Origin of the sequence: Subtercola endophyticus, assembly GCF_021044565.1 — a bacterium.
GTDB classification, from domain to species: Bacteria; Actinomycetota; Actinomycetes; order Actinomycetales; family Microbacteriaceae; genus Subtercola; species Subtercola endophyticus.
This window is the reverse complement of the sequence record NZ_CP087997.1, coordinates 3,278,944-3,291,622: the sequence shown is the minus strand read 5'-3', so window position 1 is coordinate 3,291,622 and position 12,679 is coordinate 3,278,944. Positions and strand designations below refer to the sequence as shown.

Annotated in this window: 14 protein-coding genes; 4 read left to right on the top strand and 10 right to left on the bottom strand. The window is 64.8% G+C overall.

Annotated features, from left to right (window positions below; genetic code table 11):
- The first annotated feature begins 69 nt into the window (after window positions 1–69).
- Together LQ955_RS15290 and LQ955_RS15285 are read left to right on the top strand one after the other, a co-directional pair.
- Entirely contained in the window at window positions 70–978 is a 909-nt protein-coding gene (locus LQ955_RS15290; RefSeq protein ID WP_304961240.1) for a ParA family protein, read from the top strand.
- Complete coding sequence (locus LQ955_RS15285) at window positions 971–1,999, top strand: ParB/RepB/Spo0J family partition protein (RefSeq protein WP_231025359.1); 1,029 nt, start codon at window positions 971–973, stop codon at window positions 1,997–1,999. Before LQ955_RS15290 ends, LQ955_RS15285 begins: the two co-directional genes overlap by 8 nt.
- A gap of 272 nt (window positions 2,000–2,271) precedes the next feature.
- Here LQ955_RS15285 and LQ955_RS15280 read toward each other — a convergent pair whose 3' ends face one another.
- From LQ955_RS15280 to LQ955_RS15260, 5 genes are all read right to left on the bottom strand, one after another.
- Window positions 2,272–3,237 (bottom strand): D-alanine--D-alanine ligase family protein, encoded by a 966-nt coding sequence (locus LQ955_RS15280; RefSeq protein WP_231025358.1) that lies wholly within the window; start codon window positions 3,235–3,237, stop codon window positions 2,272–2,274.
- Window positions 3,238–3,239: 2 nt separating this feature from the next.
- Complete coding sequence (locus tag LQ955_RS15275; protein WP_231025357.1) at window positions 3,240–4,559, bottom strand: aminotransferase-like domain-containing protein; 1,320 nt, start codon at window positions 4,557–4,559, stop codon at window positions 3,240–3,242.
- A gap of 156 nt (window positions 4,560–4,715) precedes the next feature.
- Window positions 4,716–5,042, bottom strand: a complete 327-nt coding sequence (gene trxA / locus LQ955_RS15270) for a thioredoxin (protein WP_231025356.1) — start codon at window positions 5,040–5,042, stop codon at window positions 4,716–4,718.
- Window positions 5,043–5,084: 42 nt separating this feature from the next.
- Window positions 5,085–6,080 carry a thioredoxin-disulfide reductase gene (gene trxB, locus LQ955_RS15265; RefSeq protein ID WP_231025355.1) on the bottom strand — a complete coding sequence of 332 codons (996 nt, stop codon included), beginning with the start codon at window positions 6,078–6,080 and terminating at the stop codon, window positions 5,085–5,087.
- A gap of 87 nt (window positions 6,081–6,167) precedes the next feature.
- Window positions 6,168–6,491 (bottom strand): hypothetical protein, encoded by a 324-nt coding sequence (locus tag LQ955_RS15260; protein ID WP_231025354.1) that lies wholly within the window; start codon window positions 6,489–6,491, stop codon window positions 6,168–6,170.
- 68 nt (window positions 6,492–6,559) lie between these two features.
- On the opposite strand from LQ955_RS15260, the gene LQ955_RS15255 reads away from it, so the two are divergent.
- A complete protein-coding gene (locus LQ955_RS15255) occupies window positions 6,560–7,363 on the top strand; it encodes an alpha/beta fold hydrolase (protein ID WP_231025353.1) in 804 nt (267 codons plus the stop codon).
- Between the two features lie 80 nt (window positions 7,364–7,443).
- Here the strand turns inward: LQ955_RS15255 and LQ955_RS15250 are convergent, their stop codons facing one another.
- Complete coding sequence (locus LQ955_RS15250) at window positions 7,444–8,016, bottom strand: NADPH-dependent FMN reductase (protein WP_231025352.1); 573 nt, start codon at window positions 8,014–8,016, stop codon at window positions 7,444–7,446.
- A gap of 119 nt (window positions 8,017–8,135) precedes the next feature.
- Here LQ955_RS15250 and LQ955_RS15245 point away from each other — a divergent pair, with 119 nt between their 5' ends.
- Window positions 8,136–8,564 carry a VOC family protein gene (locus LQ955_RS15245; RefSeq protein WP_231025351.1) on the top strand — a complete coding sequence of 143 codons (429 nt, stop codon included), beginning with the start codon at window positions 8,136–8,138 and terminating at the stop codon, window positions 8,562–8,564.
- A 47-nt stretch (window positions 8,565–8,611) separates the two neighbouring features.
- On the opposite strand, the gene LQ955_RS15240 is transcribed toward LQ955_RS15245, so the two are convergent.
- From LQ955_RS15240 to LQ955_RS15225, 4 genes are read right to left on the bottom strand one after another with little or no spacing between them, the layout of a single operon-like run.
- On the bottom strand, window positions 8,612–9,310 hold the full coding sequence (locus LQ955_RS15240; protein WP_231025350.1) for a helix-turn-helix transcriptional regulator: 699 nt from the start codon (window positions 9,308–9,310) through the stop codon (window positions 8,612–8,614).
- 59 nt (window positions 9,311–9,369) lie between these two features.
- Window positions 9,370–10,788 (bottom strand): amidohydrolase, encoded by a 1,419-nt coding sequence (locus tag LQ955_RS15235; protein WP_231025349.1) that lies wholly within the window; start codon window positions 10,786–10,788, stop codon window positions 9,370–9,372.
- Entirely contained in the window at window positions 10,785–11,501 is a 717-nt protein-coding gene (gene deoD, locus LQ955_RS15230) for a purine-nucleoside phosphorylase (protein WP_231025348.1), read from the bottom strand. The genes LQ955_RS15235 and deoD overlap by 4 nt, the downstream gene beginning before the upstream one ends.
- A complete protein-coding gene (locus tag LQ955_RS15225; RefSeq protein ID WP_231025347.1) occupies window positions 11,501–12,613 on the bottom strand; it encodes an ABC transporter substrate-binding protein in 1,113 nt (370 codons plus the stop codon). Before LQ955_RS15225 ends, deoD begins: the two co-directional genes overlap by 1 nt.
- Window positions 12,614–12,679 lie beyond the last annotated feature (66 nt).

Sequence of the window (12,679 nt, the reverse complement as noted above, 5' to 3'; positions counted from 1 at the left end):
TGTGGCGACGGCATTCGATGGCGGGGCGTCCGTAAAGTTTCACGTGAAACATCCGCAAAGAGAGAGTGTATGACGAAAGACACGACTGGATTCGATGAGTCTCCTCTGATGAGAGAGATCACCGAGCTGTCGAAGCGGAGAAAGGCGATAGCCGCCGCGGAATTCCCCCGGCCAGCGGAAGTCCGCGTCTTCACCGTCGCAAACCAGAAGGGTGGAGTAGGCAAGACCACCACAACGGTCAATCTCGCCGCCGCGTTTGCGAAATCTGGTGCGAAGGTGCTCGTGATTGACCTGGACCCGCAAGGAAATGCGTCCACGGCGCTCGGCATCGACCACCGGGCGGAGATCTTGAGTGTGTACGACGTTCTCGTTCGCGACGCAGAGATGCACGATGTGGTACAGAAGAGTCTCGAATTCGACGCCCTCTACTGTGTTCCGGCGACCATCCATCTCGCGGGGGCGGAGATCGAGCTCGTTCCCCTCGTAGCGCGAGAGGTGCGACTGCGGAAGAGTCTCGACCGATACCTAGTGCGTGAGCAACAGTCCGGATCCCCGTACGACTACGTGTTCATCGACTGCCCGCCGTCTCTGGGCCTACTCACGATCAACGCGTTCGTGGCGGCCCGAGAGGTGCTGATCCCCATTCAGTGCGAATATTACGCGCTCGAGGGTTTGAGTCAGTTGCTCTCGAACATCTCACTGATCGAGCGACACTTGAATCCCACGTTGGCCGTTTCGACGATCTTGCTCACGATGTATGACGGACGAACCCGGCTTGCCGCCCAGGTCGCAGACGATGTTCGCGACCACTTTCCCGATCAGACGTTGACGTCGATCATCCCTCGTTCTGTGCGCATTTCGGAGGCTCCGAGTTACGGCCAGACCGTCATCAGTTACGACCCGCAGTCGACCGGCTCACTTTCTTATCTTGAAGCAGCATCGGAAATGGCACGAAAAGGAGCTCAATCACATGGCTAACCCCAAGCGCACCGGACTCGGTCGCGGCATCGGCGCTCTGATCCCGACGACAGTCGACGATACCCGAGGTGGAAGCCCCGTCGACATCTTCTTCGCCGAGAGAGGTGCGGGTGAGACGGAACTCGTCTCCGTTCCTGGTGCGAAGTTGGCGAGCATCGATCCGAACCTGATTGTGCCCAACGCGAAGCAACCCCGCACAGAGTTCGACGCAGACGATCTCGCGGAATTGGTGAAGTCCATTCGCGAAGTCGGCGTTCTCCAGCCGATCGTCGTGCGGGAGCTGCCGCGCGAGACCAGCGACGCGGGCGAGGATTCTGCGGTGCAGCGGTACGAACTGGTGATGGGTGAACGGCGCCTCCGGGCGACGAAGGAGCTCGGACTGGCCACGATCCCTGCTGTCATCAAGGAAACCGCGGACGAGAACATGCTGCGCGACGCCCTTCTCGAGAACCTTCACCGATCACAGCTGAATCCGTTGGAAGAGGCCTCGGCCTACCAGCAGTTGCTTGAGGACTTCAGCATCACGCAGGAGGAGCTTGCCGGTCGAATCGGCCGCTCACGACCGCAGATTACGAACACGATCAGGCTGCTGAAGCTGCCGACGTCGGTGCAGAAGCGCGTGGCCGCCGGTGTGCTGAGCGCCGGCCACGCTCGAGCGATCTTGTCCGTAGTCGATGCGGACGAGATGGCGCGGCTCGCTGACAAGATCGTCAACGAGGACCTGTCTGTTCGCGCGGCGGAGGCCGCGGCATCCCGAGCCCCGAAGGCGAAGCGGGTGAGGCCTACGGCAGGCCGCCGCAACGATCACCTCGACGAGATCGCGGAACGCTTGGGCGATCGGCTCAACACCCGAGTGAGGGTGAGTCTCGGGGCGACGCGAGGCCAGATCGTCATCGATTTTGCGACGATTCAAGATCTCAACCGCATTCTGGGCGAGCTCGGCGACGAGGGATTCGGCGCGCGTGGCGGCAACGACACGGCGAACTCGGCTGCGGCGGGACGGCGGCCGCGGTTCGAGTAGATCGAGCCGGCCGGTCGGGTCGGGCATCCTGCGGCGACGTCCTGCGCTGGACCCGTGGTTTTCACGTGCAGGACTCGGCGAGAGCGAGTCTTTCGGACGAACGCGATAGGCGGGGCGGCTCGTCTCGTCCGGAAAGGTCGCGCTCCCGCGCATCCAGCCCGAGCGTGGCGAGGAGGGCGCGAGAGAAGCCGGAGGAGACGAGAGAAGCCAGCCAAACGGCATCTCTCGGCCGCAGAGGGTTCTCTCGCCGAGCGAAACCCGCGCGGAGCGAGCTACGCCCGGGCGTCGCGGATGGCGGCCTCGCCGAGCGCCTCGTAGACCGCGCCGAGGTCGAGTCCAGCCGCGACGATTCCTTGCGGCACGAGCGACGTCTCGGTCAGACCCGGCAGCACGTTCACTTCGAGAAACCACGGCGTGCCCTCGGCGTCGACGATGAGGTCGACGCGCGAGATGTGCCGCAGCCCGAGCGCGGCGTGGATGCCCAGCGCGGCTTCGGCGGCCGCGGCAGCTGCCCGATCATCCAGTCTGGCCGGCGTGTAGAACTGTGTCTCGCCGGCGTTGTAGCGCGCTTCGTAAGAATAAACCCCTGATCGCGGCACGATTTCGACTGCTGGAAGGGCGGTCGGGCCCTCGCCGGTGTCGAGTACGCCGACCGAGATCTCTGTGCCGAGAACCTTGCGCTCGATGAGCGCCGTCTCGCCATACGTGTAAGCATCGACGACCGCACGCGGAAGCTCGTCGGCAGACTCGACAACGGTGACGCCCTGTGCAGACCCACCCATCGCCGGCTTCACGACCAGGGGTGTGCCGAGGTGTCGGATCACGCCGTCGAGCACCTGCGAGGCCCCGAGTTCGCGGAATGTCTCGCGGGGCAGGGTGATCGAGTCGGGTGTGGCGAACCCCGCGCGGGAGACGAGAACCTTCGCGGTCGGTTTGTGCCAGGCGAGCTGTGCCGCCGCCGACTGTGAACCGACGTAGGCAATGCCCTGGGCATCCATCAGGGCCCGAAGTGAGCCGTCTTCTCCGCTGGCACCGTGCAGGGCAGGCCAGACGATGTCTGCGTCGGTGTCGGCGAGAAAGCTCAGCAGCGAGCTGTCGGGCTCGCGCATGATGACCCGGTGACCACGCTGCAACAGGCTGTCGGCCACGCGACGGCCGGAGCGCAGTGAGACTTCACGTTCGTGCGAGATGCCCCCGGCGAGTACGACGACGGTGCGGGCGGGCGAAGAATCGGTCATTGTCAGTCCATGTCTGGTGGTGGGGCAGAGAACGAGCGGGTCGAGCGGATGGTCTGCAGGGGCCCGGTCTCGTGAAAGGTCTCGAGCAGGTCGATCTCGCCGTTGATGACAGTAGTCAGGCGACGGATGCCCACCCTGATCTGTTCGGGAGTGGGGTAGCAGAACGACAACCGCATTTTGTTGCGCCCGCCGCCGTCGGCGTAGAACGCCGTGCCCGGGGTATAGGCGACCAGCTCTTTGACGGCGCGAGGAAGCATCTGCTTGGTGTCGAGAAAGTCGGGCAAGGTGAGCCAGACGTAGAATCCGCCGTTCGGGTTCGTGTGGTGCAGATCGGGCAGGTACTCTTTCAGCGCCGCGACCATGGTGTTCTTGCGCTCTTCGTACACCCCGCGGAACGTGTTGACCTGCGCACGCCAATCAGCCGTTTCGAGGTATTCCGAGATGACGAGCTGGCTGAAGGCGCTGGGGCAGAGAATGGCAGACTCGGCGGCGAGTACGAGCTTCTCGCGGATGGCGTGCGGGGCGATCGCCCAGCCAACCCGGAAGCCGGGGGCGAAAGTCTTCGAGAACGAGCCGAGGTAGACGACGCCCTCGTCTTCGGTGCTGCGCATTGGCACGGGGGGTGCTTCGTCGAAGTAGAGCAACCCGTAGGGGTTGTCTTCGAGCACCAAAATGCCCTCTGACCGGCAGATTTGTAGAATCTCCGTGCGCCGGGCGGCGGTGAGAGTCACACCGGCCGGGTTGTGGAAATTGGGGATCGTGTAGAGAAACTTGATGGATTTGCCGAGCGACTTCTCTCGCGTGATGGCTTCACGCAGGGCATCCGGAATCAAGCCGTCGTCATCCATGAGCACGTGCTGAATATCGGCCTGGTACGAGCGGAACACTCCGATGGCGCCCACGTAACTCGGGGCCTCGGCGAGAATGACATCGCCGGGGTTGATGAAGAGCTTGGTGATGAGATCGAGCGCCTGCTGTGACCCGGTGGTGACGACGACGTCGTCGACGCTGCCCCGGATGCCCTCCATAGCCATCACTTCGAGAATGTGTTCGCGCAATCGTGGCACGCCTTGGCCCGATCCGTATTGCAGCGCAATAGAGCCCTCGTCGCGCATGACGCGGTTCATGGCCGTGACCACGAGGTCTTGCGGCAGGGCGGAGACGGCGGGCATGCCACCGGCTAGCGAAACGACCTCGGGGCGAGAGGCGACGGCGAACAGGGCCCGAACTTCGGAGACAGAGAGGCCGGCGGCTCGGTCGGCGTAGTTGTCGTACCAGGGGTCGAGGTTCGTACCGGGGTTCGGGGTCGTTTGGCTGCTCACGTGCACTTCCAGAAAGAGGCGAAATTACATGCTATCGAATATGGGGAGGGGTCTGAGTTCGGCTGACGGGACAGCCGAGTGTGCTGCGGCGTGCGGCACAGAGTGCAAAGAAAAAGGGCCCGAGCCTTTCGGCCCGGACCCCGACTTCGTCGAGCTCTAGGCCAGGTAGTCGGCCAGGTCGTGCTCGAGGGCAGCCTTCGGCTTCGCGCCGATGATGGTCTTGACGACCTCGCCGCCACGGAAGACCTTCATGGCGGGAATCGAGGTGATCTGGTACTTCGCAGCGATCTGCGGGTTGTCGTCGACGTTGAGCTTCACGATCTTGATCTTGTCGGAGTGCTCTTCGGCGATCTGGTCGAGAATGGGCGAGACGGCGCGGCAGGGGCCGCACCATTCGGCCCAGAAGTCGACCATGATGGTGTCTTCGGAGTTGATGACGTCGGCGTCGAAGCTCGAGTCGGTTACTGCCTTTGCGTTTGACATAGTTTCTCTTTTCTCAAATCTTCAGGTGGGTGAAAAGTGTGCTCAGCGGGTTGCGATTGCTTCGACGAGGCTGATCTCGTGCTCGGCGTCGCGCAGCTCGGCGATGGCGCCGGCCTCAGCTAAACCCGCGAGGTAGTGCTCGGCATCCAGTGCGGCGACCGTGCCCGAAGCGGCGGCCGTAGCGGCCTGACGGTAGGTGTCGTCGATGACGTCACCGGCGGCGAATACCCCGGCGACGTTCGTCTTCGACGAGCGGCCCTGAACCGCGATGGTTCCGGCGGCCGTGAGGTCGAGCTGGCCGTGCACCAGGTGGGTGCGCGGGTCGTTGCCGATGGCCACGAAGAGCCCCTGAACATCCAGTTGGCTGGTCTCACCCGTCACGGTGTTCTCGAGCGTGAGGCTTTCGACGGTGTTCTCGCCGTTGATGCCGACGACAGCGGAGTTGAAGACGAATTCGATCTTGTCGTTCGCGAACGCACGCTCTTGCATGATTTTGGATGCCCGCAGCGAGTCTTTGCGGTGAATGAGGTACACCTTGTCGGCGAAGCGGGTGAGGAAGGTCGCCTCTTCCATGGCGGAGTCGCCACCACCGATCACGGCAATGGTCTTCTTCTTGAAGAAGAACCCGTCGCAGGTGGCACACCACGAGACGCCGCGGCCCGACAGACGCTCTTCGTCGTCGAGGCCGAGCTTGCGGTACGCCGATCCGGTGGCGAAGATCACGGCTTGGGCTTCGAACTCGCCGCTGTAGCCGGTAGAGACCTTCTTGATGTCGCCCGAGAAGTCGACAGCGGTCACGTCGTCGAGCAGCACCTCGGTGCCGAACTTCTCAGCCTGCTCTTGGAGCTTGGTCATCAGCTCGGGGCCCTGAATGCCTTCGGGAAAACCGGGAAAGTTCTCAACCTCGGTGGTCTTCATGAGCTCGCCGCCGGCCTCGACGCTCGAGGCGATGAGCAGAGGCTGCAGACCGGCACGAGCGGCATAAACGGCTGCAGTGAACCCTGCGGGGCCAGACCCAATGATGATTATTTGTCTCATCGACAAGCTCCTCGTATGCGGCGTGAGAGCGCCGGTATTTTGTCTCTGCAGCGTTCAACCAATACTAACCGCCCGGTATTCCGGCCGTCAGGGGGTTGCTGTGGCCGCATTCAGCGCAAGTTCAGCTAACTCGGGCCAGTGTTGCGACTGCGCTTCTGGCACCTGAACCCAGTCTTTGAAAGCCCTCGTTCCACCGCCGGGGTAGAACAGCGTCGCGCCCTCAATTGTGAGCGCTGCCGCGTGGGCAGCGGATGCTCGCCCCAGCTTGAAGACCGCGTTGTTGCTCCTCAGCAGGCAGCCGAGTGCCTTGCCGTTGAAGTACAGCGCCTTCGCGCCGAACATCTGGCCCAGCACGACACCGGCCGGAGCCAGATCGTCGGCAATCGAGGCGAAATCACTTTCTGCGGTCATGGTGCTCATTCTGACCGAGTAACGGCGATCTGGCGAGGGTCTCTGCCTCGACGCGGCAAAATTGAGGGGTGAGCGAAGCCTTCAATCCTGTCGATAACACCCGAATCGCCTATACGGAGGCGGGTCTGGCCGACGGTATTCCGCTCGTTCTGGTGCACGGTTCGGGGTTGTCGCGGGCGATCTGGCGCGGCCTCGGGTACGTGAAGGCGCTGCGCGAGGAGTACCGCCTGATTCTCGTCGATCTGCGGGGGCACGGGCTGAGCGGCAAGCCACACGAGCAGAGCGCGTACCGCATGGAGTTGGTGGTGGGCGACCTGCTGGCCGTGTTCGCTGCGGCGGGCATCCACTCGGCGCACTATTTCGGGTACTCGTTTGGGGCGCGGGCCGGGTTCTCTCTTGCCGATCAGCACCCCGAGCGTCTGCGCTCGTTCGTTTCGGCCGGCGGCTCGTACCGGGCTCCCGGTGGCAGCGTGGGCAAGCTGTTCTTCGAGGGATACGACGAAGCACTCGGCACCGGGGGCATGCAGGCGTTTCTCGACGGCTGGGGTGACGCGTCGGGGCGGCCGATCGACCCGGCGACCACAGCAGCGTTCTTGGCGAACGACGCGGTGGCCATTCAGGCGTACTTTCGGCAGGTGGAGGTCGAGCAGGGCCTCGTCGAAGAGCGGCTCGCTCACGTGCAGACGCCGACGCTGCTGCTGGCCGGTACGGAAGATCGGCGAGCCTTTCGCGACTCGGAACGGGCCGCGCAGCTCATGCCGCACGCGTCATTCGTGCCGTTGCCCGGGCGCGACCACGGCAGCACGCTGCGCCCCTCGGCGGGCGTCATCGAGCCCGTTCAGGAGTTTCTCGCCCGCGTACGTGACTCCTGAGACTGCGGTGCCCAAATGAGGTCGGTGTAACGGCCTCACGAGTGTCGTAACGACCTCATGGGCGCACGGCGGTCGGTGCGTCAGCCGAAGAGTCTGGTGCGCAGGGCGGCGAGTTCGGGGGCCAGGATGGCCAGCTCGGCGAAGACGGCCGCCAGGGCGGCGGAATGGGCATCCGTCGGCTCGAAGGCGCCCTCGTGCATGTGGGTGGCGACGAAACCGATCTCGATGCCGGCCATTGCGTTGACCATGCCGGTCGCCGCCATCACCGGGCGCAGGGCCGCCACGGCACGGGTGCCGCTGGATGCTCCGCCGTAGGTCACGCAGGCGACGGGTTTGCGGTGCCACTCCCGAAAAAGGTAGTCGATCGCGTTCTTGAGCGCGGGCGAGAAGCTGTAGTTGTACTCTGGCGTGACGAAGATGAAGGCCTCGGTGGCGGCGACTCGGGCGCTCCAGGCCTTGGTGTGCTCGTGCTGGTAGTCGTGCAGGCGGGGGTGCTTCGGTTCATCCATGAACGGCAGGGCGAGCTCGGCCAGGTCGCAGAAGTCGACGTCGAAACCGCCGTGCGTTCGGGCGGCCTCGGCGACCCACTCGGCGATCGGCAGACCGACCCGGCCGGGGCGCACGCTGCCGACCACGATCATCAGTTTCACCATGTTGTACCTCCAGTCAGCAGCATAGTTGCCGCAAAACACCGACAGGGGGTTGTCGCGGCGGGCCGAGAGACTGGAGCGTGTCGAGAGGTTCTCGACAGCTCTGCGAAAGGTTTACGTTCATGAATCTCGTCTCGATTCGACTCATCACCGACAACGTCGCCGCCCTTGTGGCCTTTTACGAGCGGGCGCTGCAGACGACGGCGACCTGGTCGACCGACGATTTCGCCGAGGTGCGCACGACGACCGGCACAGAAGGCGGTGTGGCCAGCGGCACTCTGGCCATCGGCAGCACCCGCACCGTGGGGCTGTTCGGGCCGGGTGCGGCGAGGCCGGCCGACAACCACACCGCCATCATCGAGTTTCTCGTCGACGACGTCGATGCCCTCTACGAACAGCTCCGCGTCTGGGTCTCTGACGTGGTGACAGTGCCGACGACCATGCCGTGGGGAAACCGCTCGCTGCTGGTGCGCGACCCCGATGGAACACTGGTGAATTTCTTCACGCCGGTGTCGCCTGAGGCGGTGGCGAAGTTCGCGGTGCAACGCTGACGGCGGGCACCTCGGCGACGCGGCGAGCCGGCGGCGTGGCCACCCGGCTAGTCGAGATCGAGTCGCGTGAGCACCCCGAACGGTATCTCGAGGTCTGTGGCGCTCAGCGTGCGTGGCGCGGGCGTTTCTGCCAGCACGAAGACGTCCCCGATGCGGTCGATGCGAAACGCGCGGATGCCGTCGCGCAGGCGGCACCAGGCCAGCAGATACCAGTGCGCGCCTGAGCCGACGTAGCCGAGCGGTTCGATGTCGCGCTGGGTGGCGCCGCCCGACTTGTCGACGTAGTCGATGCGCAGCACGTGCCCGGTCGAGAGCGCGTCGGCTACGTTCCGGGGAACTCCGGGCACCGGATGCCCGTCCCCGAGCAGATGGATGCGCTCGGCCAAGTCGCGCGCCGACGCCGCATCGGCCGGATGCATGGCCGTGACCACCTTCTGCAGCGCCGAAAGGCCTGCGGCACGAAAGGGCGAGTCTTCGAGCATCCGGAGCCCGACCGTGAGCGCCACGGCCTCATCGGGAGTGAAGTTGATCGGCGGCAGTGTGCGGCCGGAGTCGAGACAGTACCCGCCGGTGCGGCCCGGCTCGGCCCAGATGGGGGTGCCCGACTGCTGCAGGGCGCTGACATCGCGTTCGATGGTGCGCTGGCTCACCTCGAAGCGCTCGGCGAGCCAGCGGGCGCTGCGCGGCCGGGGTGCCACGGCGCGCAACTGCTCGACGATGGCGTAGAGCCGGGCGGTACGATTCACACCGTCAACGCTAGCCGGGTGATGCGACTGGTGCCGAGCTCAGGCGGCACGGCACCGAGTCAGATGCCGTAGCTCTGCAGAGACTCGCCGTGGTCGCGCTCGGTAAGACGGTCGAGGCGCGGCCGTAGGTCGGCGATCACCGCGGGCAGGTCGATGGTCGTCAGTTGCCGTTCGAGCATCAAGATGCGCCCGTCGACGATGGTGGTGACCACGTCAGACGAGCGCGCGGCATGCACAATGGTGTTCGCCATCGAGTGAATGGGCTGGCTGCGAGCGTTGTCGAGATCGACCAGAACGATATCGGCGCGGTGACCCGGGGCGAGCGAGCCGATCACGCCGGCGAGGCCGATCGCGCGGGCGCTGCCGAGGGTTGCGATGCGCAGAGCGTGCTCTGAGGTGAGCCAGGTGGGGTCACCTTCGAAGGCCTTCTGCACCAGGGTGAGAAAGGTCATCGATTCCCAGACGTCGAGCGTGTTGTTCGAGGCGGCGCCATCGGTGCCGAGGCCCACCGCGACCCCGAGGGATTCCAGCAGCCGCACGGGGGTGGTGTCGGCGGTCTCTTTCAGATATCCGCGCGGCGCCGTGGCGACGCCCACGTGGTCGGCGGCGGCGAGCAGCGCCACGGAATCTTCGGGCATGATGCCGATTCCGTGGGCGATGAGGGTTCGGGCATGCAGAATTCCCGTGTCGGCGAGAATCTGGACCGGCGTCTTTCCGCGCCGGTCGCGGGTCTGGTGCGTTTGTTTGCGCGTCTCGCCGGCGTGCACGTGAATCATCAGGTCGTTCGCGAGTGCGGCTGCGGCGGTCAGGGCGAGGTCGGCGTCGGTGACCGTGTAGGGCGCGTGCGGGGCGAGCGAAGTCGTGATGCGGCCGCCGGCAGCGCCTCGGTGGGTCAGGGCGAAGTCGAGCGACGTTTCGAGGCCGGTGCTGTCAGATGAGAAGAATGTGGAGCCGAGGTTGGCCCGCAGGCCCGTCTCGTCGACCACGCGCGCGATGGTGGGCATCGAGAAGTAGTGATCGGCGAACGTCGTCACCCCCGACTGGATCATTTCGGCCGCAGCCAGGCGTGCCGCCACCTCGACGTCGTCGTCGGTCATGTTCACCTCCATCGGCCAGATGAAGTCGTTGAACCACCGTTCGATGGGAATGTCTTCGGCAGCGCCCCGAAACATCACCATCGGCGAATGCGTGTGGCAATTGATGAAGCCCGGCATCGCCAGGCGGCCGGATGCCCGAATGCGCTCGGTCGCGGCCACCGAACCTGCGGGTACCCCCGCGGACACCGACGCGATTGCACCGTTCGTCACGACGATGGTGGCGTGATCGAGAAACGAGATGGCCCCGTCGACACCGTGGACCAGCGCGGTGACGTCTTCGATGACCAGATCGGCGATGACCAGATCGGCGGTGACCGGGGTCGAGCTGCCACCCGGGTCGGCGGCGGCGTCGCCAGCGGCATCGGCGTCGGCACCGGTCACGCGGCGACCGCCTGCGCGGCACCCAGAGCGCAACGCACGGTGTTCTCGAAGACCGTCTCGCGCTCTTCGGGAGTCATGACGTCGCCTGTCACGAACGAATCACTGGCCGTGAGCAGAGCGAGCGCGCGCACGCCTTCGCTGGAGGCGACGGCATAGAGCGCCGCCGCCTCCATGTCGACGCCCAGCACCCCGTGCGCCGTGAGTGCCTCGATGAGCCCCGGGCGCTGCAGATAGAAGTGGTCGGTGCTGAAGACCGGGCCGACGTGCAGGGTGAGACCCGCCTCATCCGCCACGTCTGCGGCGCCGCGCAGCAGCGCGAAGGAGGGGCTGTGGCTGAAGTTCACCCCGGGGATCCGGAGCTGACTCATGCTGGAGTCAGTGTGGGCTGCCGATGCTGCGATGATGCCGCCCAGGCCGATATCGGGCTGCAGGGCCCCGGCGGTGCCGACGCGGATGAGCGTGCGGGCGCCGTACTCGCGAACGAGTTCGGTGGCGTAGATGGTCATCGACGGCATGCCCATGCCCGACGCGAGCACCGAAACGGGCATCCCCTCGTACGTGCCGGTGTAGCCGAGAATGCCGCGCACCTCGGTGACCAGTCGGGGGGCGTCGAAGAATGTCTCTGCGATGCGTTTCGCTCGGCGCGGGTCGCCTGGCATGAGCACGGTCGGTGCGAAGTCTCCGGCGGCGGCCTCGATATGCGGAGTCGGCATCAGCTCGCCAGCGGAACGATGAGCGACGGGTTTTCGGCATAGACCTCTTTGAGCAGGGTCAGGTCGAAGAGATCGGTAGCTGCGATGGTGTAACCCATTGCCCCGAGTGCGTCGATGTTCGCCTTGATGAGGGCGTCCGACATGGTGAATAGTCCGTTCGTGTCGGTCTCGGCCGTGACGACGACCGGAATCTGGCCGTTTGCCTCTTTCACTTGCTCGGCCAGGTCGAGGCCTTGGTCTTTGCCGTACTTGTTGACCGCATAGTCGGCCGACTGATTGGGGTCTTTGATGGCGTCGGTCCAGCCTTTGATCTCGGCGACCAAGAACGCCTTCAGCAGGTCGCGTTTCGTGTCGATCGAGTCTTGAGTCACGGTGAAAGTCTCGGCCACCAACGGCAGTCCGTTGTCGGCGAGCGACAGGATGACCGGGGTGAAGCCGTCGGCCTGCACCAAGTAGGGCTCGTCGTTCACATAGGCCAGATAGGCGTCGGCGCCACCGGTCTCGATGATGCTCGCGCTGTACTGCGCGGCGACCATCGTGACGTCGGAGCTCGACAGGCCGTTCGCGGTGAGAAAGCCCTTGAAGATTCCGTCGGCACCAGGATTCACCGCCACCGTCTTGCCCTTCAGATCGGCGACTGTGGCGATGGGAGTCTTCTCCTTGAGGGAGAGCAGGCAGAACGGATTCTTCTGGTACGTGGCGCCGATGATCTTGAGCGGGGCCTGCTCATTGATGATCGAGGGTGCGGTGATCGATGGAGACGAGAGCCCGACCAGTGCCTGGCCCGAGAGAACCACCGACTCAGCGGTAGTCTGGCTGCCGCCCGCGAGCAGCGTCACGGCGTCGAAGCCCGCGTCGGTGTAATAGCCCTTCTCGGTTGCGAAATACTCGCCCGAGAATTCGATGTTCTTGATCCACGAGAACTGCAAGGCGATCGTGCCGTAGTTCGCCGCGCCGGAGGCCGTGGCCGACCCCGCTACCGACGTTGAGCTCGGCGAACTGCAGGCGGCGAGCACCGCGGCTCCACCGACGGCGATTCCGGTGAGTCCGGCCATGCGCAGAAAACCGCGGCGGTCGACCAGATTCTTTCCGGCCTGAAACGACGACGACATGATTCCTCCAGGAGTTTGTGCAAATTGGATCATTGGCCCTACCTATTTTCGATAGTAGCCACTGCG